A 22,531-nucleotide genomic window follows, 5' to 3' on the forward strand; every position below is an offset into this window, starting at 1 on the left:
ACTAAGGGAGAGGTAATTTATGATGAAGTTGAAGATTAGCAAGACTATGGCGTGGAAAACAGCAGTAAAAGCTTTTCTGGCAGTGGCGTTGTTGGCCGGTCCGGCTGCTGTTCCAGCGGGGGATGTTAGTGCTGCGGGGGTTAAGGCTACGGCGGCTCCTGTAATGACAGACAACTTGGCTAAATTCGGACTGAAGAAGGCAATGAACCTGCCAGTCACTCTTGAATCGGAAGGATTGAGTTATACACTTCATAAGATTATGATTTATGATTTTAAGTCTCCGGAAGTGAAGAAGCTACAACAATTATATGGGTTTCAGGATTCAACTGGAATGATCGACAAACCAAAATACTTTATATGGACAAAGGTGACTCTTGAAAATAAAACTGGAAAAACTATGCATGGTGGGGGCGGCGATCTTCAAGGTCTTGTAAGGTTAACCTTTAAAACAGGTCAAATTATCGATGCAATCTGGCCGGAAAAATTGGCTTCTAAAACTAATAGTAAAGAAGCACTGTGGACCTATACGCTTAAACCTGGCGAGAAAATTACTTCGTATTTTGCATACGCTTATGATAATGATTTTGATTATTTTGTTGCACGCATGTTTTATGGGAAAAACTTCGTTGAAAAATACGTGGTTCCTGAATGAAAAAAATACTAAACCTTTTAATTATAGTCACTTTGATTGCTGTCTCTTTATTTGAAAATAGGGAGGTAGAAGCTGCAGAGGTTAAAACTGCTACTATTTCAATACCTGCAAATACAGGACTAATTGGGAATGATAACTCTGTAAAATCTTATAGCTTGGATCTACCCAGTGGTGTAACTGCAGCCTCTGTCAATGCAGGAAGTTTTAAATATAATGGGAATAATGCATTGAATGGGAGTATAACAATTGAAAATGGGAAGATATACCTTAAACTTAGTGGTGTAGAAAATACTAAAGTGATATCAAATATTAAGGGGTATCAGGCATCATACGAGTCATATTTTTATACTAATCCAAGTAATTCTATTTGGAGATATTCAGATGGAAGACGTTGGCAAATTAATGAGTATGATGAAGCATTAAATGGAAGTAAAACATATGATAAGCCCGCGGAGGATAGTAGTATACCTTCAACAGATCCACCTAGAACCGTTGTTTCAGCCGGCCCTGCTCAGGATGCAACTTATCTTAAATGGTATGATGGGTCGCAAAGCAATGTAATAGATTCAAAATATATTAACACTAACACTATTACACCAAATTTTTATTCAGGTAAGTCTTCAAGTTATATTAAGGAAATTCCAAAATTCAAAAACAGTAGAGTTATCGTGAATTATGCTATTCCTTATTTTATTAACTCAGATGGTATAACTGTAAGACAGCCTTACACAAATCAAGCAGCAGATACTTCTCACCCTCTTGTGGGCCATGCCGAAGGAAGAAAATATGAAGTTACAGTTTTTTACTACTACACCGCCGACGCTAAAGTCCCAACCTACAGCTACAGCGGCAGCGTATCCTTCAGCTACACGCCCATTACCGAACCCACCCTAGACGGCGGAGTAAGCATCCTCAAGCCTTCCCCCAATCCGGCGAAGTTTGAGGGGAAGGACACTGAGGTATCCTTGAGAGTCAAGGGAGACCTTTTGGCTTACAATAATTCATCTAACATCGAAGAATGGATATTTTATGCTAAAGAAACTGGCTCAAGTGATGTGAAGAAAAAGAAGGATTATGGCAAGGTTCTGAACAGCACACAGACCTTCGATAACTTTGTCATCCCTAAGAGTAGGGGCAGTAATGTGAAGCAAGAGTATACCCTTACCGTTACCGTGCGGTTCGCAAAACCGGTAGTGACCGGGAACGGCACAGTTTCATCTCTGTCCAAAACGATGAAGGCAACCGTAGAAGTATCAGATTCTCCTGTCCCTACAACACCTCCACCAGCCAATAACAACAAGCCGCCTAAAGCCATACTGGATGTATCTGAAGAGGTCATGGCAGGGGAAGAAACCTTGATCTATGGTAAAGATTCATATGATCCAGACGGAACGATTGTAGATTATAAATACAACACTCCTGGAGCTGTGGAGCCGGTTAGTGGTCCATTCGGGTGGACTTGGTATCCACTAAGTTCCCTCGGCCAGCATTCCGTGCGCCTAACCGTAACTGATAACGGAGGATTGACCGGTTCTACCAGCGCAAAAATCAACGTCATTCAGCCAGTTCCTCATGCGGAGATTGCTGTCAAGGGGACCAAAAAAGAAAACAGGAAAGTAACATTATTGAGTAAGAGCCGAAGCCCGGAGCACTATCCTATTGATGAGACTAAGACGCAGTGGACGATTTCACCTGTTTCTGGCGGTACTGCCGCAGATATTAAATACTTGGGAAATCTCTCAGGGATGAATTCCAAAGATGTGTTGTTTAAGAAGCCTGGGACGTATAAGGCAACTCTCACCGTTACCAACACTGCCGGGTTTGGGGATTCCACCAGTATGACCTTTGATATCATTCCGGATGAGCCGCCGGTCGTTTATTTTTCTGCTCCTGGAAAGATCTATCGCGATCCAGCAAATGGGAACCAGGCGGTCGCTGCCTTAACCGATATGTCCTTTTCTCCAGACTATGATTTTTTGGCCCACCGAAAATGGGAATATCGTTATGATGCTGAGAATGATGGAGATTTCTCTAATAACCCATGGGTCCCGTTTAATGATGCCAACGTAAGTACTCTGAATTTGATTTTGTATGAAGTAGGCAGGTATGAATTGCGCCTTACTGTAACGGAAGAGTTCGATCAGCCAACCATTGAAGAATTTATTACTCCAGCCGACCGGAAATCTAGAGACTCCTACAGCAGTGCGCCGCCGCAGCCGATAGCTGAACGAGTCATTGAAGTGTACAACCGTGCTCCGGCAGTCGATTGGTCATGGTAGAAGAGAGGATAACCGCATGAAAAGTCTGAGTCTGATAAAACGAATAACGTTAATGATCTTAATGGTTACAATGCTACCCTGGTATCCGTGGCTGGGAGAGCGGGCAGAGGCAGCGGGTGAGGTCCTAGAGTTCAACGATGTCCAAATTCCAGCGACTCAGTTAAATACCTCAAGACCCCCCTCCTACGAAGGAGATAATAACTGGTATGCCAGTTCAATGCGTGTAGACTTACCTGCCGTTGACTTGACGGGTATGACTTATAACAAAGTCACGGGTGAACTGCACATCAATATGAGTAACCTGCAGACGCCAACCGCATGGATACTCATGAGGGAACAGTTACCTTATTATCCCAGGAGCTCCGATCCGGGATCAAGGTGGACGCATGGTTATGTTACCGGATATGCAGGACGCATATTGGTTACCTTTACGGATGGAAGTCAAGAACAAATCGCGCAGGTTGGTGGGGGCTCGTTTCTTGATAGTACAAACAATCCAACCTACTTTGATTCAACACAATTTACCCATCCGGGATTTTACGCTAAACGAGTTTACTTCTCTCCTCCATACGATGATCAATTCTATATAGATTATTTTACCTTAACACCATCTTTTTCGACCTTTATAAGTCCAGGTAAGACACCGAAAAACATCCAATTCATGCAGTCTTTTTCAGAAGAATATTGGGTAGCAGATGTATGGCAAAATTCAGGCACCTATAAATACTTTCATACGTATACGATCAATGATGAACGAGTGTTTCCATTATCCACCAACAAAAAGCCCAATCTTACCCTTACCTCACAAAACGGGCAAAGTATCATCAATGATGCCGGACTGAGCACTTTTTATGTTGAAGGGTATGTGCAAGACCCGGATAACGATACCGTCGATGTCATTGCAGAGATCCCGAACGTGTTTTATAAAAAAATCTCCGTAGCCAATACGGGCTCTGCGAAAAATTTCACCATTCCCATAGATGTGTTGAATGAGACAATCCCGCCTGGGTGGTACAACGTCAACGTGAAGGTCGTCGATCCGTTTAACCTGAAGGCGGAAGCCTCCACTTCCTTTAGCGTGACCAACCGGCTGAGGAACAAAGCCTTCTTCCTTATTAATAGTCCGATTGATATTAGTACCTCCTATACCGATTATGAGAATGACGGCAAATATGCAGAGCGGTACCGCTATGACCAGGACCCGGCTATTTTTGACAACTCCATGGGGATGATCTGGGACAGCGGATTGTGGCGGGATAGCAAGTATCCGTCATTTCCTTTCAGCGGCGCTTACACGGCTACCTTTCAAGCGAGGGATAATCCGAAGGGCGATGACCGGTTTGATAATTACCGTATGTGGAGCCGGGACAACTTATCCAGCATGACGTTCATGGTTCACCGGAAGCCGGTTGCCCTATTTTCAGCGAAGCTGATAGGCGGCACGCTGCATCTCACAGACAGCTCATATGATCTGGACCATATGTCCAGTCCAACCAAGGGGCTGGTGACCTGGCAGTGGCAATGGCGTAAAGCCGGGGATGAAGTGTGGACGGAGGGACAGCCAACTGCACAGCTTCCATCGGGCCAAGCCCATGAGATCCGGCTGCGTGTCCGGGACATCGATGGTCCTAACGGCTTCGGAGTGTGGAGTGACTGGATGCAGCAGAGTGTGGGCAGCGCAGCCAATCTACCGCCGGTTGCTCTATTCACAGTGAGTCCGACTAATGTCTCTTACCGCAAGGCAACTGCCATTATTGATAAGTCCTTTGACCCGGACAATGATCCGCTCGATCTGTATTCCTGGACGGTTATAAAAGACGGCTGGCAGCAGGTGTGGAGTCATTCGGGCGGCGCAACTGTACCTCCGAATATCGCGGCCTTCGGCGTGGGATCTTACCAGCTTAATCTGCAGGTTCGCGATAACCGCGGACTCTGGTCGAATGTGTACAGCCAAACCGTGCAGGTCATCAATCATCCGCCAGCGGCCAGCTTCACCATGCCAAGCGAGGTCTACCGGGATACGGTCATCAGCTTGAATAACTTGACCCCTGATCCGGATGAGGATGGAGATAATTTGCAGTATGGCTGGTATACCAAGCTTAATAATGATCCCTATTACTGGCGGGGGAGCAACCGGAATCAGGTATTCAGGGTGCAGGACGTACTCAATGATTATGGGATTTCTCCGCAAAAAGCCATCTCGGACGGCTGGGAAATGAGACTGAACGCGACGGATGGAAGTCTATATTCCTATGCCACCCAGATGTTTAGCGTCAAAAACCATGTCCCGACAGCGGCGATTCAAGGTCCAGCAGCGGTCAATCAATACGATACCCATACCTTCAATTCCTCTGATGTGGATGAAGATATAGCCGATCAGAGCAGCTTGAAGTATTACTGGCGGGTAACGGGAAGCGATCATAAGATCACACTATTCCAGACTCCGAGTATCTCGCTTAATTTTGATGAACTGGGGACCTACACTCTGGAGCACTGGGCCGTGGACCAGATTGGCGACAAGTCGAACATAGCCACACTCAAGGTAACGGTTAAAGAAAACTTGGCTCCTAACATGACCCTAACGTATCCTGCAGGGACGGTGAACAACCCTACGATTATCGATGCGGAAAAAGAAGGAGATCCACTGATCAAGTGGACCTACTCCGACGCGGAGAATGATCCTCAGGAGAGCTACCGGCTAGAGTTCTTTACGAAGGACGGGCTGTTGGCCAAAACGGTGGAGAACACAGACAGTGGGGGATCGCTAAGACAGTATCAGTTGCCGGATCAATCGCTGGACAGATTCCTGCTCTATACGGTTCAGGGACGAGCATTCTCCAAACGGAAGTGGTCTGAAATCTCCAACGAAAAAGCCTTCATCATCGACAATCCGCCCAAGCCGGGATTCACCCTCATTACGGATACCGGAAAAGATGCCACGAAGGTACCGATCTACCGGACGGATGTTCTGAACATCCAAAGCACGGCAACGGACGCAGATATTCCGAAAGGAGATAGCATCAGCCATCAGTATTTCCTCAAGCCGGCGGCTGGTGCAGAGGGGCTTGTGAGCACAGAAGGCGATTTTAACAAAAAGTTTACTACAAACGGTACCTTTACGTATCGGCAGCTTGTTACGGACTCCCTGGGACTGTTCAGAGAGCTGTCCCATAGCATTACCGTGTTGAACCGGTTACCCAAGGTCGCTATTACCTATCCGACAAGTGACAGCCCCAACAAGCCGACCATTGCCAGCGCGCTGACACCAATCATCAAGTGGGATTACCAGGATGAGGACGGGGATCAGCAGCAGCGCTTCCGGGTGCGGATAATTAATCTGGCCACAGGTGCGATTAAGGTGCAGTCTGGTGACCAGGTATCAAATTCAAAACAATGGAAGGTACCGGATGGAGCCTTAGCAGAGTACGAAAAATATGCTGTAGAAGTTGAGGTCTTCGATGGATTTGATTGGAGTGTTGTGTCCGCAAGAAAGTACTTTATGGTAAACCTGCTTAGCATCAAGGGGGCTGTCCGGCACACGGAGGAATGGAATGGCAACCGTCAGGCTTATAATATGAAGCAGAGTGGATCGCCTGAAAGTCCGCGGGGGTATAGTGTCTATTGGGCTGGCGAGAAATTCGTGCTGCAGGGGACAGCGACTGGACTACCGGATACCGTGCAAATCACAATGTCTGGAGGATACACGGCTGCGCTAAGTCCGACTGGGAGCGATAAGACCATGTGGACAGGTGAACTGGCCGACCCATCGTTTGAACAGCTGCCGGATGGCCCGGTTACTTTTACCTTCACCGCTACCAACGAGTATCAGACCAAGGTGGATACAGTGGCAGTAACGATTCTCGGAGATTGGACAGAATATTATCAGAGCCATCGTGTAAAATAACGCGGGATGCATTCCTTGTGCCTTATGCTCTTGTGAGATTTTACGTTTTACACGGCATCAAGCGGGCGGAGGGTGATCGTTCAGACGATTCCCTCGGTCCGTTCTTCATGCAGCCGCAGCCTTGGGGCCGCAAAATCTGCCGGATTAGTAGTTTGGGGGTTATGTAGACTGGAACCTCTGAGGTCCGCAGAATGACTCCGGTCCATATAGTAGGAGAGTTTGCCGCTGAATATTTTGTGGGCACACAGGGATGAAGCGAAATCCTCCGGAGTCACGAAGCAGGAGGGCTTGGCTACCGGATGAACGGTGGTTTCCTCTAATACAGAGGCGACGAATTGGGAACAGAAATAGGCGTTCTCCCGGTCAATCCGGATGTTCAGCAGCACCCCGACCAGACCGAGCAGGTGATATTTATAACGCTCCTGATTCTGCATCATACCCTGGACATGGTTATACATAGTATTGTACTCTTCCTCACTGACTCTGAGCTGGTAGATGGCACAGTCTGCACTGTTGTAGAACGGATGGATGAAGTTCTCATGGATAAGTCCGGCGATAAACGGGTTGTACACTTTTTTCCGGCCGAAGCTGTAGACCTCACGCAGCTCACTGTCAAAAGCAATCGAGGCATGATTCAGCTCCGCTTTGGTGAACCATTTAATAATTCCGCTGAAGGCCGTGCCTGTTCCGGTCAGCACAATATAAATGTCTCTGTTTGCAGTCATCTTCTGAATTCCTTTCTGCTGGAAATTATGGATAATCCGGCTAAAATTCCGCTGTAGTACTTCCATCTTACTGTATAAATCCGCTTTGTAAAACAAACTTTAGTCTTAATTAGAAACTAGACTTAAGGCTAAGTCTCTTCATTCCTGTCTTGCATCTTCAAGAGCGGCGTAAATCTGGCATAGGAGTGCATAGACTCGGCAGAAGCCGCTAAATATAAGCTGCAGCAAAAACAATTGGAAATGCTTCCACTTCCGTGATACAATAATAGTCAAAATGACATTCTTGATTTGAGGAGGATTATTTTAATGACTGAACAAGCAAAAGATCAAGCCATTCATAAAGAAGAAAACTCAACGGTGGACAACCTGGCCATCACTACGATCCGTACACTTGCCATTGATGCCATTGAAAAAGCAAATTCAGGACATCCGGGTATGCCAATGGGTTCCGCACCTATGGGATACCAATTGTTCGCCAAGACCATGAATCATAACCCGGACCATCCGACTTGGGTCAACCGTGACCGTTTCGTATTGTCTGCCGGACATGGCTCCATGCTCCTCTACAGCCTGCTGCACCTCAGCGGCTATGATCTGCCTATGGAAGAATTGAAGCAGTTCCGCCAATGGGGCAGCTTAACTCCAGGACATCCGGAAGTCGGCCACACTGCCGGTGTAGATGCAACAACAGGTCCGCTTGGACAAGGTATTGGTATGGCTGTAGGTATGGCAATGGCTGAAGCTCAGCTGGGTGCCACTTATAATAAAGATGAACATAACGTGATTGACCATTATACGTACGCCATCTGCGGCGACGGTGATTTGATGGAAGGGATCTCTTCCGAATCCGCTTCGCTTGCCGGACACCTGAAGCTGGGCAAACTAATTGTAATGTACGATTCGAATGATATCTCTCTCGATGGCAAGCTGAACCTTGCATTCTCCGAGAATGTAGCTAAGCGTTTTGAAGCTTACGGCTGGCAGGTTCTGCGCGTAGAAGACGGTAACGATCTTCCTGCACTGGCTAAGGCTCTTGAAGAGGCTCAGGCAGACAGCAGCAAACCGACACTGATCGAAGTGAAGACGGTCATCGGCTACGGCAGCCCGAACAAGCAAGGTAAAGGCGGCCACGGCGGTACTCACGGCTCCCCGCTGGGTGCTGATGAAACGAAGCTGACGAAGGCATACTACAAATGGGTATATGAAGAAGATTTCTATGTACCGGATGAAGTACGCGCCAGCTTTGCTGAAGTAAAAGCCAAAGGAATCGCCGCCAACAAGGCATGGGACGATAAATTTGCAGCCTACAAAAAAGCATACCCTGAGCTTGCTGCACAGCTCGAAACTGCACTGAACGGTGAGCTTCCTGCAGGCTGGGATGCTAATCTGCCATTCTACAAAGCAGAAGACAAAGCTGTATCTACCCGTGTGGCTTCCGGTAATGCACTGAACGGCTTGACTGGCGGTATCCCGCAGCTGGTTGGGGGTTCTGCCGATCTGGAGAGCTCGACCATGACGCACTTGAACGGTCTGTCCCAGTTCACCTCCGAATCCTATGACGGCCGTAATATCTACTTCGGCGTACGTGAATTCGGTATGGCCGCAGCTATGAATGGTATTGCACTGCACAGCGGTCTTAAGGTATTCGGCGGTACGTTCTTCGTCTTCACAGATTACCTGCGTCCGGCTGTCCGTCTGGCTTCCATCATGAAGCTGCCGGTAACTTATGTGCTTACTCATGACAGTATCGCTGTCGGTGAAGACGGTCCTACCCATGAGCCGATTGAGCAGCTTGCTTCCCTGCGTATCATTCCGGGGCTGACGGTCATTCGTCCGGCTGACGCCAACGAGACCTCTGCAGCTTGGGCATACGCTATGGAGAATACAGCCAATCCGGTAGCACTGGTACTGACCCGTCAGAACCTGCCGATCCTGGCTGGAACCGTAGACGGTGTGCGCGATAACATCAAACGCGGCGGTTATGTGGTCTCTGATTCCAAGAACGGTACTCCGCAGGCACAGATCATTGCTACAGGCTCTGAAGTACAGCTGGCGGTTAAGGCTCAGGCTGCGCTCTCCGAAGAAGGCATTGATGTTCGTGTCATCAGCTTGCCGAGCTGGGATCTGTTCGAGAAGCAGGATAAAGCATACCGCGATTCCGTTATCCTGCCTGAAGTGAAAGCCCGTCTGGCTATCGAAATGGCGCAAACCTTCGGCTGGGAACGTTATACAGGCGACCAGGGCGACATTCTGGGAATCACTACCTTTGGCGCTTCCGCCCCTGGCGACACCGTAATCAGAGAATATGGCTTCACTGTAGAAAATGTAGTCAGCCGCGTAAAAGCGCTGCTATAATAGACGGATCTAAGAACAAAGGGGAGAATAAGCATATGAGTCAGTTCACCAACGCGACAATTCAAAAAGCAGCCAATATTTATTACGACGGAAAAGTGACCAGCCGTACAGTTACACTGGAAGACGGCACTAAGGTGACACTCGGCATTATGCTGCCTGGCGTATACGAATTCGGCACAGATGGCCCTGAGACGATGGAGATTCTCTCCGGCAATCTGAAGGTGCTGCTTCCCGGCACTGAGGTGTGGAAGGACATTGACGGAGCGGAGACCTTCCATGTTCCCGGCAACTCCAAATTTGCCCTGGAAGTATTCGCATTAACTGATTATTGCTGTTCTTACCCGATTGTGTAATTCAAAGCATAGTAACGAAGAAAGATCCCGGCAGCTCTAGTTGCCGGGATCTTTTTTTAAAAGATAAGAATTTATATGCTTCGCGCTATAATTATCCTTCTATTTCTCGCTGAAACGGTACCGTCCCTTAAAAGGACGGCAATGCCGTTTCCACAATTCGACAAAAGATAAATAAAACTTATCTATTATTGACGAAATATGCACATTCTCATATACTTCCATTATTCGAGAGATTCACTCTCTCAGCTAGCCATGCTAGTAAATAGATATAGGAGTTGGGGATGTGAGAAGGTCAGGCTTGCGTAAGGAAATACATACGGTTATTTGGTTTTCGCTCAGTTTCATGTTGCTAGCATCGTTATTCGTAACAGCAGGACGGGTACATGCAGCGGCAAATATTGTGAACCCCAATCAGGTCTATTCTTACACTATTATGCAGAGGGATATTGAAAGATTAGCGGCGGAGTACCCCGATCTGGTATCTATGGAATCTCTGGGGAAGAGTCCGTATGGCCGGCAGCTGTGGGCGGTGAAGCTGGGGAGAGGAGAGTCCGTGCTGTTTCTTAACGGCTCTCATCATGCCAGAGAATGGATGACAAGCTCATTATTGATGAAATTGATCGACACTTACGCCCAGGCTTATGATACTAATGTGAGAATAGGCAACTATAACGTCCGTGACTTACTGGATGAAGTTAGCATTTGGGTCGTTCCGATGGTGAATCCGGATGGAGTTACCTTGTCTCAGCAAGGTACAGCAGGCTTACCGGCTGATCTGGCCCAGATGCTGCGTAAGTATAACAAGAACAGCACTAATTTTACCCGCTGGAAAGCCAATATGCAGGGCATTGACCTTAACCGCCAGTATCCGGCGAACTGGAATACGATTAGGGATGCGGTTTCATTTCCTTCGTATCAGAATTATAAGGGAAATAGGCCGGGGCAGGCTCCAGAAGTGCAGCTGATGATGAATTTTACAGAACAGATTGATCCGGAAGTTACGATTTCCTACCATAGCTCCGGTGAAATCATATTCTGGAACTTCAAGACGCTCAGCAGCAATCTGAACCGCGACAAAACGATGGCCCGGGCGCTTGGCAATCTTACTGGTTATTCTCTGGTAGCTCCGGAGAAGAACCCTTCTGGCGGCGGGTATAAGGATTGGTTCATTCAAGAGTATGGCCGTCCCGGCTTCACGATTGAAATTGCAGATTATGCTGGGGAGAGCAGTGTACCCTTAAGACAATTCAGTACGATCTGGTCTGAAAATAAGGAGGTTGGCCTGTACTCTGCGAAGCAGACCTATTCCTTATGGCTGAATAAACAGAAGGTTCAGTATCTTCAGCAGTCCATGAGGCTGCTGGCGGGAACGGAGCTATACCCTAAACTGGGGGCTGCAGCCGGTGGGATCAGTCTGCAGCCGCAAACACTTCAGGTTATCGCAGAGAAGGGGGATTGGATTCAGGTTCAAGCCGCAGAGGGACTGGGATGGATTCATCCATCACCGGGAAAGCTGGCCGCCATCGAGGAGATCACGGCAAATGCCGTATTAAACGTACGTACACCTGTTTATAAATATCCGGATGCTTACGCCCCTAAAGTGACTTATCTCGATCCGCAGACCGTCCAGGTATCTGGAAGATGGGGTACCTGGCTGCTGGCCTCGACTCCGGGCGGAAACTGGTGGATTGACGGTCGGAAGGTGGAGCTCAACTGGCCTAAAGAGGAAACCGTCCAGGAGCCGGCAGAGGATGTTGAGGTACCAGTGGAAGTACAGAATGAGCCTGCAATTACTCCGTAAATTGAGGTCAAAATAGATTGCTGAATCTACGGGAGCTCCGCTATTTAGCGGGGCTTTTTCGTATTTACTGATAATTTTATTGTGAATAATAACCATATATTATGATATTCGCTACCGTATACAGGAACAAATGTTTGTGTTAATTATGAGTAGAGGAGTGTGTTAATGCTGTATTCCGATAACAACATAACCTTTAATTTTGAGGAAGCCGGAGCAGGCAAGCCGATCCTGATCCTTCACGGTAACGGCCCAGATCACCGGATGATGAGGGCTTGTATGGAGCCCTTATTCTCCGGACAGAAGGATTATAGACGAATCTACATTGATCTTCCCGGAATGGGATTGTCGCCTGCCGCAGAATGGCTTGCTAGGATGGGTAGCCGCAATTAAGATTCCTCCGGCGGGTAGCCACTTCACCGTCTGTCAGGCAGCACTATGTGTAATTCAGCAACGAAAAGGCGCAGCCTGTAATGAATATTGAAACTCATGGAGTAACCAAAGTTGAAGAAATAGGTAAAAAAGACGGCATCCATTCGGAGGAACCGAATAGCGTCGTCTTTTTTATGCGTTTTTTACTTTGTCTATGAAAGGTTAGTTTTTCAGTGGCCTCGGATAACCTTGGGGTGCCTTTTTTTGTTTTGTCAGCTCCCCGTGCTTTTGTAATGCCTCACGCCTATGCGCCATACCAGCAGAGACACTCCGAGGAAGGCAGCTCCAGAGGGAAGCGAGAGGAAGCCCAGCCAGCGGGGATAATCCCAGCCGCAGACGGTGGCCGCCGGATAGAAGCTGATGAACAGCATTGGGAGCACAAAGCTGAACACGGATTTTAGCATTCGCGGCAAATAGGGCTCTGGGCAGCGGGTAATCTGGTAGCTGGCGTTGGTCAGCAGAAAGATCCAGTCCAGCCCTTTGATAGTGAAAAAAGCAAGACCTGAGGTTAGCACGAACACTCCGCAGTACATCAGACAGCCTCCGGCCAGCGCCATCGCCAGAATGCCGAGTCTGCCGGGCGTCAAGGGAACGTCGAGCTGCCCCAGCGCCCAGCCCGCAGCACAGATCCCTGTAAACGGCCGGACCAGCCGGTGCAGATGGAATCTGGAAGCGGCGACCTGCACGAACAGGGACCGCGGGCGGAGCAGCAGCCGGTCGAAATCGCCGGAGCGCAGCAGATGCCACGGGAAATAATCAAACCCGCGGCATACGCTCTCGGCAAGTCCGAAGGAAGCCACCGCCAGCGAGTAAACCAGAATGATATGGGCGACGGTCCATTCGCCGATATTACCAAAGCGGGAGAACAGCAGGACGGTGGCTATGGGATCGGAGATCACCACAGTAAGCACCTGAATCAGCATCAGCCACCAGCCCTTATATTCCATGCCGGACAGCAGATGCATCCGCAAGTATTTGCAATAAATTTTACCTTCAGCAAGCATACGTTACTCTCACCCTCCCTGGACGATAATGCTGTGCAATCTGCGTTTCATGATCATCCGGCCCGCCGAGATAAAGATAAGGCTCCAGAGGAGCTGTAAGCCGATGCCGGGCAATGCGGCGGCAGGAGCCACGCTACCTATATATAGCTGCAGAGGGATATCTGCGAACCCTCCAAACGGCTGCAGGTACAGGAAGGTCTGCATGAAATCAGGCCAGAGCCGCAGGGGGAGGTAGGTGCCGGACAATATGCCGCTTAGCAGTAGAAGCATATAGGTCGGTCCGTCCCCCCAAGTGATATTCAGCCGGATCGCAGTCACAAGCATAGCGAAGGCCGAGCACAGCACAAACGCCATAACCGCCGACAGAAGGAAATAGAATAGTGCAGGCAATGAGGCGGGGCCCCCTAGGGCATATCCGGCAGGCATCAGGAGCCCGGCGAGTACGGTGGCCAGCCCCCTGATCCAACTGGTGCCGAGCTTGCCGGCCGAGCTTTTGACAAACCAGTGGGTGTACAGGTTCATGGGCCGGCACAGCTCGATACCGACGTCACCGTTGTTGATTTTGCCCATGATTTCGCTGTCGATGTTCATACTCTGGAGTACAAACAGCCCCTGAGCCAGCCAGACATAGGATATGGCCTGAGAGAGGCTGAGTCCGTTATTATTCCAGGAGCTATTCTCGCTGTATGTATAGAACACGGTGAACAGCACACATTCTATAAGCGCCCAAAACACACCGACCATCGTGCCAGATATGGCGGACACCCGGTACTGGAGCCCTTCTGCCATGCGGATTCGGAAGAGGGAGCTGCAGGCCCGCCATGTATTTCTAAAATTCATTGTGCACCTCCTGATAGGCTTAACCCAAAGCTAAGTCATTGTACATAGCAGCAATCATCGCATCCGTGTTCACTTTCATGACGACCTCCGGCGCATATTTCTGCTGCAGACCTGAGAGTTGCCCGTCATAGAGTAGTTGGCCGTGCCCGATCACCATGACCCGCTCACATAAGGCCTCAATATCATCCATGTCGTGCGTGGTCAGCAGCATCGTAACCCCGTACTGGCGGTTCTCTGCCTTTAAAAAATTGCGCAGTGCCAGCTTTGATACCGCATCGAGTCCGATGGTTGGCTCATCCAGAAACAGAATTTTCGGCCGGTGCAGCAGCGCCGCCACCAGCTCACAACGCATCCGCTGTCCCAGCGATAGTTGTCTCACCGGCGTCCTTAATAGCGCTTCCACACCAAGGGTTGCTGTTAACTCCGAAAGTCTCAGCCTGTAGTCTCCGGGGGGAATCGCATAAATATCCTTCAGCACATCAAAGGAATCAGCCACAGGTACATCCCACCATAACTGTGAGCGCTGGCCAAACACGACGCCGATCCGGGATACATGCTCTACGCGGTGCTTCCATGGAATCTTGCCCAAGATGGTGCATTCTCCGCTGTCAGGTGTCAGGATACCGCTCATTACCTTGACGGAGGTGGATTTGCCGGCGCCGTTCGGGCCAATGTAACCTACCAGTTCTCCCTCTTCAATATCAAAGCTGATGCCGCCGAGCGCGTCCACCTGGGTAACATTCCGCATAAACGCTCCTCTCAGCAGTCCCCATTTTCCTTCGGGGCGTTTGTACACCTTGAAGCTTTTGCGGATATCTCTCAGTCTGATTTGCATATCATTCGCCTCCTTCGCGCAGAAGATCATATCATCAGGGGAGGAGAGGGGGACAGCCGCGTCGGGCGCCGTCTTGATCCTTGCTGCCAGGTTGGCAGGGGGAAAATCATCTATTTTCTTCGTTTTCCATAAAAATGCTTGTTATGTTGACATTTCTGTGCTATATTAATTTTATAGTTAACGCAGGAAAAACATATGTTTTTTTGTATACGTACTGTAAAATATACTTCTCGTACCGGTGATGAAATCACCGGTACTTTTGCGTTCTCACTCCTGACAAGAAGGCCATGCTCGTATAGTAAAAGGGCGCAGCCGATACTGCCTGGCTGTGCCCTGATTACGAGTTACATAAGCAGAATGTAGGCGAAAAACCGAACACAATAGGCTGGGAGTCGGCACATGGTCCAAATGTAGGCGAAAAACCGAACACAATAGGCTGGGCGTTGGCACATGGTCCATTAGCATGGTTCGCTCGGTAAAGTGATTCTGCTCTTAGCGGCCCGCTTCTGTCAGCGGACCTGTCCGCTCATATTCCCAGATGCTCTGGCTGCTCTCCGCATCATAGATCTCTCCGATACGGATGAAGCCGTGCTTCTCATAGAAGTGATGATTCCGGACGGCCCACGAGGGAGTATCCAGCGTCCAGCGCTTGGCCGCAGGATACTGTACAAATAAGAAATGCAAAGCTTCATGCCCGAACCCTTGATTCTGATATAAGGGATCGATAAAAATCCGGCCCAGATGACATTCCTCTTCTGTGGACGACGGGAAGATTATCATCCCGCCAACAATTCCACCGTCTTTCAGAAGCTTGTAGTAATGGCCCTGCTGCATCTGTTCCGCCTGCCAGGGCACAGAATCGTAACCGGGAGGCCCGTCCTCATCTTTATTTTGATAACGCCGGGCATCATCATCGAAGGTTCGTTTTTGAACGTTTGCCAAGGTTGCTGCATCTTGCGGTTGGGATAGCTCAAAGGATACCATTTCATGTCCCTCCCTGAGAATTATACTAGTGTGAAGACTTAACTAGATGATAAGCAAATGCTAAGAATGCTGCTGTTAGAATGGTTACACACAAAGGCACAGCCGATAAATCCGGCTGTGCCTGGGTAATCACGCAATCTAGTATAGCCTGCTATTCCGTATCCCCTGTGCCGCCGATCTTACGGCCGATCCAGTCTTCGTAGGATTTGACCACAGCGGACAGATCCTCATCGCCGTAGCCGTGGTTGAAGCCTGCCTGGAACATGCTCTTGGCTACGCCGAGCATAGGGGAAGGGACGCCGGTGGAATCACTGAGCGAGGACGCCAGCTTGAGATCCTTGAGCATCAGGGCAAGGGAGAACTGGTTGCTGAAGTCGCCCTCGATGATCTTCTGGCCCTTTAGCTCAGCCTGCTTGCTGCCTGCCGATCCGTTCTTCACCAGCTCCAGAAACTTATCTGCGGGTACCCCGGACTTCACCGCAATGGAGAAGCCCTCGGCGAGCGCGACATTGTGAATGCCTACCATGGCATTGTGAGCCAGCTTGGCTACAGCGCCGCTGCCGTTAGCGCCCATATGCAGCAGCAGGCGGCCCATGGAGTCGAAGAGATCCCGGTGCTTCTCAATCACTTCGGCATGTCCGCCGACCATGAAGACCAGTGTGCCGTCGATAGCTGCCGGCTTGCTGCCGGTTACAGGGGCATCAAGGAAGCTGCCGCCCCGTGCTTCAACTTCAGCGGCGATCTCCTTTGCAAGGCCGGGGGAGATGGTACTGGAATCAATCACAGTTGTTCCCGGCTGAAGGGTAGCGAGAATACCATCGTCACTGTAGAAGACATCACGGATCGAATCATCGTTGCTGATCATGGTGATAATAACATCCTTGCCTTCCGCTGCTGCCTGTGGTGTGGCGGCTGTTTTCGCGCCTTCCTGTTCCAGAGGTTTGCATTTCTCTGCTGTACGGTTGTACACCGTAACCTCAAAGCCGCTTCGCAGCAGGTTCGACGCCATAGGTGCTCCCATTGTTCCGAGTCCGATAAAGCCGATGTGCTTCATATCATTTCCACCTTTGCTCTCCTGAGATCATATTATAGAAACTAAGTTTGTCCTTCATTCTATCAGAAGGTTGAGGCATGTTCCACAGAACAGGTATCCTTGTCTGCTTAGTAACCGCTTTCAACAAATTTTCATAAACAGGGCTCCAAAGCCGGGGGTATGCCTTAAGACCTTGCCAGTCAAGGCAAATTAAAGTATTCTAGATTATAATGTTGCAACACACGGATTCAAATCTAAAGAGATAAACAGGAGGCTACCATTACCGATGTCCAAGAAGATTAATTTTGATTACACCAAAGCCCTTTCCTTCTTCAGCCAGACCGAGATCGACTACTTCGCCGCTCCGGTGAAGCTGGCCCACGAACAACTGCATAACAAGAGCGGAGCCGGCTCCGACTACCTGGGCTGGATTGATCTCCCTACAGCGTATGACAAGGAAGAATTCGCCCGTATTCAGCAGGCTGCCAAGAAAATCCAGAGCGACTCCGAAGTGCTGATCGTTATTGGTATCGGCGGATCTTACCTAGGGGCACGCGCAGCTATTGAGGCGCTGTCACATTCTTTCTACAATAACCTGTCCAAGGACAAGCGCAAGACTCCGGAAGTATATTTTGCCGGAAACAACATCAGCTCCACCTACATTACGCATTTGCTTGATCTGGTAGAAGGCAAGGACTTCTCCGTGAATGTAATCTCCAAATCCGGTACAACTACCGAGCCTGCTATTGCCTTCCGTATCTTCCGCGCAGCATTGGAGAAGAAATACGGCAAGGAAGAAGCCCGCAAACGGATCTACGCAACAACAGACAAGGAGAAGGGCGCACTCAAGAAGCTGGCTAACGAAGAAGGCTATGAGTCGTTCATTATCCCTGATGATGTAGGCGGACGTTATTCCGTCCTGACACCGGTAGGCCTTCTGCCTATCGCCGTAGCGGGAATTAACATTGAAGAAATGATGCAGGGGGCCGCAGCCGCAGCCGATGAGTTCAACAACCCCGATGTGGCTACGAACCAGAGCTATCAATATGCTGCAGTACGTAACGCGCTCTACCGCAAAGGCAAGACGACTGAAATCCTCGTGAACTACGAGCCGTCCCTGCACTTTGTCTCTGAATGGTGGAAGCAGCTCTACGGCGAAAGCGAAGGCAAGGATTACAAGGGAATCTATCCTTCCTCGGTTGACTTCTCGACAGACCTGCACTCCATGGGTCAATTCATTCAGGAGGGTAACCGCAATATCTTTGAAACGGTTATCCAGGTAGAGCAGGTACAGCACCATGTATCTATCGAATCTGATCCTGATGATCTGGACGGACTGAACTTCCTGACAGGCAAGACGATGGATTTCGTGAACAAGAAGGCTTTCCAAGGAACCATGCTGGCGCACACAGATGGCCAAGTGCCGAACCTGATCGTTACCATCCCTGACCAGACTCCTTATACTTTTGGCTATCTGGTGTACTTCTTCGAGAAGGCCTGCGGGATCAGCGGATACCTGCTGGGTGTGAATCCGTTCGACCAGCCGGGTGTTGAAGCCTACAAGAAGAACATGTTCGCACTACTGGGCAAACCAGGCTATGAGAAAGAAAAAGCAGAGCTGGAAGCCAGACTTACCGAATAGTCCCACTCTAACCGCAGATCATTCATAGTAAGATAAGTCATCAGGGAGCAGTCCATAGGTAACCACTACCAGGGCTGCTCCTAATATATATCAAATCATCACATGTAGAGTAAGGAATGGACAACAATGCTGGAACAATACCGGACGGTACGTACCCCCGGCTCGCGGGAGGTCGTAATCCGTAAATCACGCTTCATCGGGCATGTTATGCCGGTGGAGAACGAGGAAGAAGCTGTGCAATTTATCGATTCGATCAAGAAGCAGCACTGGCATGCAACGCATAACTGCTCTGCTTATATGATCGGAGAGAGGGATGAGATCCAGAGACAGTCGGATGACGGGGAACCGAGTGGAACGGCCGGGAAACCGATTTTGGAAGTAATCCGCAGCCAACAGGTGAAGAATGTCGCTATTGTTGTTACCCGTTATTTCGGAGGCATCATGCTGGGTGCAGGCGGGCTGATCCGGGCCTATACCGATGGCGCTGTACTGGCGCTTACGGCCGGAGAGGTCATCACACGTGTGCTGAGGCGGGAGGTATTCGTGGAAATCGAGTACACTTGGCTGGGCAAGGTGGAGAATGCACTGCGGGGCCGGAATATCCAGACCGGAGAGACTTTGTTTACGGATAAAGTTACACTGCTGTGTCTTCCGCGCAATAATGAAGGTGACGCATTTATCGCATGGATAACCGATCTTACGGAGGGGCAATCCCTGGTTACGGAAGGGCGGCGGCTTTACTACAGCGAAGGGGAATAGATTATGGCAAGAAGAGCAGTGGAACAGGAGTTGTCGAGAGAAAGAATTCTGGAGGCGGCGAGGCATCTTTTCATCACCAAAGGGTACCGTGCCATTTCGATGCGCAGCATTGGTCAGCACCTGGGTTACAGCCACGGCTCCCTGTATTACCATTTCAAAGAGAAAGCCGAACTCTTCTACGCCATTGTCGTTGAGGATTTCAATCATGTGGCTTCGCTGCTGAATCAAGCTATGACCACTCCGCCTGAAGAGGGAATGACCCGGGTGGAGCAGCTGATTATGGAGTTCATCCGGTTCGGGCTGGACCATCCGTATCAGTATGAGATCATGTTTATGATCCGCGACGAAGAGCTGCTGGCTTATTGCCGGGCAGAACAGGGCCGATGTTTCGAGTTGTTTGCGAGCATTGTCCGCCGTCATATGAAGGAAGAGGGATATGTAACAGAGGACTGGCAGAAAGTTCCGCTGACCTTATTCCTGTCTGCTCACGGATTTATTTCGTATTATATCCAGGATAAAGTGTTGTTCGAAGATGTGAAGCAAGCTGCCCTGACACATGTTAAGGTATTAAGCCGCAGTTTATAAAAAGCTGTTTTTTTTAACGGCTCGTACTTTAGAGCGTTGCATTGGTATAACTTTGCATGGTGAAAGTGTTACAGGAACTATAAATTGTATAGAGAGCAGCTTCGCGGTTCATGCGTAGCTGCTCTTCTACAAGGGCAGGCAGTGCTAGCCTTCCATAATTTTGAGGTGGCACTGGCGTTGCCTTGGGCCATCGAACTCGCAAAAATAGATGCCCTGCCAACGGCCCAAGAGCACAGCCCCTTCATGAATAATTAGGGTCTGCGAAGGACCGGCCGTAATGGATTTCAAGTGGGAAGCTGTATTGCCCTCGGCATGGCGGTATTTGGGATGCTCCCAGGGATAGACCTCATCCAGACGCATCAACACATCACGCTTCACATCAGGATCGGCGTTCTCGTTAATTGCAATCCCTGCGGTGGTGTGCGGGCAATAGACAATCAGCAGTCCGTTAAGAACTCCGCTATTCTTCACATAAGCCTGAACCTCGCGGGTAATATCCCGCATTTCATCCCGTTTGCTGGTGGTGATCTCCATAGTATGCAGCATCATGAACAGCCCCTCTCTGATTTGGATATAACGAGTGCTACTTATACTTTTACCCAAAAACTAACAAAGTAATTGACGGCAGCAAGCGGTATTTGGTAAAGTAGGAATAACTTTAAACCAAGTATATTAATAGGAATAATCAAACCTTAAAGTCGAGTATACCGACCGGTTATCCGGAGGTGGGAGGTTGACCATTGAATTCGCTGATCAGGCACAAGGGCTGGACCTGGGGATTTAGATCAACGGTTGTACTGTATTTTGTCATTCTGATTGTGCTGCCGATCCTCGGGGTCTATTACAATTCATTCTCATCCGGGCTCGGAAGCTTCACTGAAAGTGTGAGCGATCCGATTGCCTGGAAGTCGGTCCTGTTAACACTCAAGCTGGCGGTCATTGCGGCTCTTACGAATGTGCTGCTGGGCACGATGATCGCCTGGGTCCTTATCCGTTATAAGTTCCGGGGCAGGGCGCTGCTGAACAGCCTTGTCGATCTCCCGTTTGCCCTGCCTACTGCGGTGGGCGGACTGATGATTCTACTGCTGCTGGGTCCGGGAAGCCTGATCGGGGGCCTTGCGGAATCACTGGGCTTCACAATTGTTTTTCACCAGCCTGCGATTGTGATTGCGATGGTCTTCGTTACATTCCCCTTCGTCATCCGGGCGGTGCAGCCGCTGCTGGAGGAGCTGGACGCTTCGGAAGAAGAGGCAGCCTATACGATGGGAGCGAAGCCGAGCCGGGTCTTCTTTCAGGTGATCTTGCCGTCTATGGCGCCTGGCATGATCGGCGGCGGGATGCTGGCCTTCTCGCGGGCGCTCGCTGAATTCGGTGCGGTTGTCCTCGTGGCAGGCAATATTCCGGGGCGCACGCTGGTGTCTTCCGTGTTTATTTTCGGAGAGGTCGAAAGTGATAATCCGGCGGGGGCCGCTGCGGTGTCGATCATTCTGTTGACCTTATCCTTCCTGATTCTCTGGCTGATCAGCCTCATGCAGATGCGGGGGAGAAGATCATGAGAAGATTGTGGATTGGACTGACCTATCTCGTGTTCTTCATTCTGATCGCAGCTCCGCTTGGCAGGATGACAATGGGGGCCTTCAGCGAAGGCTGGAGCGGCTTCTGGGACGCCCTGACCCGGCCGGAGGCGCTTCATGCGCTCCTGATGACCGGATACGTTGTGGTGGTTGTGACGCTGCTGAATACGCTGTTTGGTATTATGACGGCCCTGTATCTGGTACGGGCGAACTGGCTGGGCCGTCGTCTCAAAAGCCTGCTGAACAGCATTGTGGATCTGCCTTATGCGGTATCGCCGGTTATCGGCGGGCTGATGATCGTTTTGCTGCTCGGGCCGGATAGTGCGCTGGGTGCGTTGTTTGAGCAAATCGGAGTGAAGATTGTGTATGCTTTTCCGGGAATGGTGATTGCTACGCTGTTCGTGACGTTCCCGCTGATGGTGCGCGAGGTGATGCCGGTGCTGCAAGAGATCGGTTCCCAGCAGGAAGAAGCTGCGTCCACACTTGGCGCATATGGCTGGACGACCTTCTGGAAGGTGACCTGGCCTTCTATCCGCTGGGCGGTCATCTATGGAGTGATTCTGACGGTGGCCCGCTCGCTGGGTGAGTTTGGTGCGGTGCTCGTCGTTTCCGGCAATATTATGAACCGGACCCAGACGGCCACCACACTGGTCTATCAGGATGTCGAGAATTTCAATGTTACGGCTGCGGGCGGGATAGCGCTGGTGCTGGCCGCATTCTCCGCAGGACTGCTGCTGCTTATGGAATGGAGCAAGAGAAGAAAGGGAGGGCACTAAT

General features: G+C 49.8%; 19 protein-coding genes. 12 read left to right on the forward strand and 7 right to left on the reverse strand.

What is annotated here, in order from left to right:
- Window positions 1–19 precede the first annotated feature (19 nt).
- The 3 genes from NST43_RS04625 (at window position 20) to NST43_RS04635 (ending at window position 6,835) form a co-directional block, all read left to right on the forward strand.
- Window positions 20–652, forward strand: coding sequence for a hypothetical protein (locus tag NST43_RS04625; RefSeq protein WP_339222829.1), 633 nt, complete (start codon window positions 20–22; stop codon window positions 650–652).
- Entirely contained in the window at window positions 649–2,931 is a 2,283-nt protein-coding gene (locus tag NST43_RS04630; protein ID WP_339222830.1) for a hypothetical protein, read from the forward strand. Before NST43_RS04625 ends, NST43_RS04630 begins: the two co-directional genes overlap by 4 nt.
- Window positions 2,932–3,592: 661 nt before the next feature.
- A complete protein-coding gene (locus NST43_RS04635; RefSeq protein WP_339222832.1) occupies window positions 3,593–6,835 on the forward strand; it encodes a hypothetical protein in 3,243 nt (1,080 codons plus the stop codon).
- Between the two features lie 80 nt (window positions 6,836–6,915).
- Here NST43_RS04635 and NST43_RS04640 read toward each other — a convergent pair whose 3' ends face one another.
- On the reverse strand, window positions 6,916–7,560 hold the full coding sequence (locus NST43_RS04640) for a hypothetical protein (RefSeq protein ID WP_339222834.1): 645 nt from the start codon (window positions 7,558–7,560) through the stop codon (window positions 6,916–6,918).
- A 306-nt stretch (window positions 7,561–7,866) separates the two neighbouring features.
- Here NST43_RS04640 and tkt point away from each other — a divergent pair, with 306 nt between their 5' ends.
- The 4 genes from tkt (at window position 7,867) to NST43_RS04660 (ending at window position 12,459) form a co-directional block, all read left to right on the forward strand.
- Complete coding sequence (gene tkt, locus NST43_RS04645; protein WP_339222836.1) at window positions 7,867–9,915, forward strand: transketolase; 2,049 nt, start codon at window positions 7,867–7,869, stop codon at window positions 9,913–9,915.
- 35 nt (window positions 9,916–9,950) lie between these two features.
- On the forward strand, window positions 9,951–10,268 hold the full coding sequence (locus NST43_RS04650; protein ID WP_339222838.1) for a pyrimidine/purine nucleoside phosphorylase: 318 nt from the start codon (window positions 9,951–9,953) through the stop codon (window positions 10,266–10,268).
- Window positions 10,269–10,611: 343 nt separating this feature from the next.
- Complete coding sequence (locus tag NST43_RS04655; RefSeq protein ID WP_339222839.1) at window positions 10,612–12,069, forward strand: M14 family metallocarboxypeptidase; 1,458 nt, start codon at window positions 10,612–10,614, stop codon at window positions 12,067–12,069.
- 165 nt (window positions 12,070–12,234) lie between these two features.
- Entirely contained in the window at window positions 12,235–12,459 is a 225-nt protein-coding gene (locus NST43_RS04660; protein WP_339222840.1) for an alpha/beta hydrolase, read from the forward strand.
- 251 nt (window positions 12,460–12,710) lie between these two features.
- On the opposite strand, the gene NST43_RS04665 is transcribed toward NST43_RS04660, so the two are convergent.
- The 5 genes from NST43_RS04665 to NST43_RS04685 all read right to left on the reverse strand — a co-directional run bounded on the left by NST43_RS04665 (window position 12,711) and on the right by NST43_RS04685 (window position 17,215).
- Entirely contained in the window at window positions 12,711–13,463 is a 753-nt protein-coding gene (locus NST43_RS04665; protein ID WP_339225333.1) for an ABC-2 family transporter protein, read from the reverse strand.
- 48 nt (window positions 13,464–13,511) lie between these two features.
- On the reverse strand, window positions 13,512–14,342 hold the full coding sequence (locus NST43_RS04670; protein WP_339222841.1) for a hypothetical protein: 831 nt from the start codon (window positions 14,340–14,342) through the stop codon (window positions 13,512–13,514).
- 19 nt (window positions 14,343–14,361) lie between these two features.
- Entirely contained in the window at window positions 14,362–15,177 is an 816-nt protein-coding gene (locus NST43_RS04675; protein WP_339222843.1) for an ATP-binding cassette domain-containing protein, read from the reverse strand.
- Window positions 15,178–15,669: 492 nt separating this feature from the next.
- Window positions 15,670–16,161 carry a GNAT family N-acetyltransferase gene (locus NST43_RS04680; RefSeq protein ID WP_339222845.1) on the reverse strand — a complete coding sequence of 164 codons (492 nt, stop codon included), beginning with the start codon at window positions 16,159–16,161 and terminating at the stop codon, window positions 15,670–15,672.
- Between the two features lie 151 nt (window positions 16,162–16,312).
- Window positions 16,313–17,215: an NAD(P)-dependent oxidoreductase gene (locus tag NST43_RS04685; RefSeq protein WP_209991631.1), complete on the reverse strand. Its 903-nt coding sequence runs from the start codon at window positions 17,213–17,215 to the stop codon at window positions 16,313–16,315.
- Window positions 17,216–17,480: 265 nt separating this feature from the next.
- Here NST43_RS04685 and NST43_RS04690 point away from each other — a divergent pair, with 265 nt between their 5' ends.
- The 3 genes from NST43_RS04690 to NST43_RS04700 all read left to right on the forward strand — a co-directional run bounded on the left by NST43_RS04690 (window position 17,481) and on the right by NST43_RS04700 (window position 20,180).
- Window positions 17,481–18,836 (forward strand): glucose-6-phosphate isomerase, encoded by a 1,356-nt coding sequence (locus tag NST43_RS04690; RefSeq protein ID WP_209991630.1) that lies wholly within the window; start codon window positions 17,481–17,483, stop codon window positions 18,834–18,836.
- Between the two features lie 126 nt (window positions 18,837–18,962).
- Entirely contained in the window at window positions 18,963–19,595 is a 633-nt protein-coding gene (locus NST43_RS04695) for a YigZ family protein (RefSeq protein ID WP_339222846.1), read from the forward strand.
- A gap of 3 nt (window positions 19,596–19,598) precedes the next feature.
- Window positions 19,599–20,180, forward strand: coding sequence for a TetR/AcrR family transcriptional regulator (locus NST43_RS04700; protein ID WP_209991628.1), 582 nt, complete (start codon window positions 19,599–19,601; stop codon window positions 20,178–20,180).
- A 144-nt stretch (window positions 20,181–20,324) separates the two neighbouring features.
- Here NST43_RS04700 and NST43_RS04705 read toward each other — a convergent pair whose 3' ends face one another.
- Entirely contained in the window at window positions 20,325–20,726 is a 402-nt protein-coding gene (locus NST43_RS04705) for a secondary thiamine-phosphate synthase enzyme YjbQ (RefSeq protein ID WP_036727896.1), read from the reverse strand.
- 194 nt (window positions 20,727–20,920) lie between these two features.
- Between NST43_RS04705 and cysT the strand changes: the two genes are divergently transcribed.
- Both cysT and NST43_RS04715 read left to right on the forward strand, forming a co-directional pair.
- The gene (gene cysT, locus NST43_RS04710; RefSeq protein WP_209991627.1) at window positions 20,921–21,736 is read left to right on the forward strand and encodes a sulfate ABC transporter permease subunit CysT; all 816 of its coding nucleotides are present in this window, start codon (window positions 20,921–20,923) and stop codon (window positions 21,734–21,736) included.
- Window positions 21,733–22,530: a sulfate ABC transporter permease subunit gene (locus NST43_RS04715; protein WP_209991626.1), complete on the forward strand. Its 798-nt coding sequence runs from the start codon at window positions 21,733–21,735 to the stop codon at window positions 22,528–22,530. The genes cysT and NST43_RS04715 overlap by 4 nt, the downstream gene beginning before the upstream one ends.
- Window position 22,531 lies beyond the last annotated feature (1 nt).

It is taken from the genome of Paenibacillus sp. FSL H8-0332, assembly GCF_037963835.1.
Taxonomy (GTDB): domain Bacteria; phylum Bacillota; class Bacilli; order Paenibacillales; family Paenibacillaceae; genus Paenibacillus_AQ; species Paenibacillus_AQ rhizoplanae.

What these genes read in the sequence shown, in the direction of transcription:
- NST43_RS04650 (WP_339222838.1), top strand. Translation starts at nt 9,951, where the DNA reads ATGAGTCAGTTCACCAACGCGACAATTCAAAAAGCAGCCAATATTTAT.
- NST43_RS04675 (WP_339222843.1), bottom strand. Translation starts at nt 15,177, where the DNA reads ATGCAAATCAGACTGAGAGATATCCGCAAAAGCTTCAAGGTGTACAAA.
- NST43_RS04685 (WP_209991631.1), bottom strand. Translation starts at nt 17,215, where the DNA reads ATGAAGCACATCGGCTTTATCGGACTCGGAACAATGGGAGCACCTATG.
- NST43_RS04700 (WP_209991628.1), top strand. Translation starts at nt 19,599, where the DNA reads ATGGCAAGAAGAGCAGTGGAACAGGAGTTGTCGAGAGAAAGAATTCTG.
- tkt (WP_339222836.1), top strand. Translation starts at nt 7,867, where the DNA reads ATGACTGAACAAGCAAAAGATCAAGCCATTCATAAAGAAGAAAACTCA.
- NST43_RS04690 (WP_209991630.1), top strand. Translation starts at nt 17,481, where the DNA reads ATGTCCAAGAAGATTAATTTTGATTACACCAAAGCCCTTTCCTTCTTC.
- NST43_RS04640 (WP_339222834.1), bottom strand. Translation starts at nt 7,560, where the DNA reads ATGACTGCAAACAGAGACATTTATATTGTGCTGACCGGAACAGGCACG.
- NST43_RS04660 (WP_339222840.1), top strand. Translation starts at nt 12,235, where the DNA reads ATGCTGTATTCCGATAACAACATAACCTTTAATTTTGAGGAAGCCGGA.
- NST43_RS04705 (WP_036727896.1), bottom strand. Translation starts at nt 20,726, where the DNA reads ATGCTGCATACTATGGAGATCACCACCAGCAAACGGGATGAAATGCGG.
- NST43_RS04625 (WP_339222829.1), top strand. Translation starts at nt 20, where the DNA reads ATGATGAAGTTGAAGATTAGCAAGACTATGGCGTGGAAAACAGCAGTA.
- NST43_RS04630 (WP_339222830.1), top strand. Translation starts at nt 649, where the DNA reads ATGAAAAAAATACTAAACCTTTTAATTATAGTCACTTTGATTGCTGTC.
- NST43_RS04635 (WP_339222832.1), top strand. Translation starts at nt 3,593, where the DNA reads ATGCAGTCTTTTTCAGAAGAATATTGGGTAGCAGATGTATGGCAAAAT.
- NST43_RS04655 (WP_339222839.1), top strand. Translation starts at nt 10,612, where the DNA reads ATGTTGCTAGCATCGTTATTCGTAACAGCAGGACGGGTACATGCAGCG.
- NST43_RS04665 (WP_339225333.1), bottom strand. Translation starts at nt 13,463, where the DNA reads ATGCATCTGCTGTCCGGCATGGAATATAAGGGCTGGTGGCTGATGCTG.
- NST43_RS04670 (WP_339222841.1), bottom strand. Translation starts at nt 14,342, where the DNA reads ATGAATTTTAGAAATACATGGCGGGCCTGCAGCTCCCTCTTCCGAATC.
- NST43_RS04680 (WP_339222845.1), bottom strand. Translation starts at nt 16,161, where the DNA reads ATGGTATCCTTTGAGCTATCCCAACCGCAAGATGCAGCAACCTTGGCA.
- NST43_RS04715 (WP_209991626.1), top strand. Translation starts at nt 21,733, where the DNA reads ATGAGAAGATTGTGGATTGGACTGACCTATCTCGTGTTCTTCATTCTG.
- NST43_RS04695 (WP_339222846.1), top strand. Translation starts at nt 18,963, where the DNA reads ATGCTGGAACAATACCGGACGGTACGTACCCCCGGCTCGCGGGAGGTC.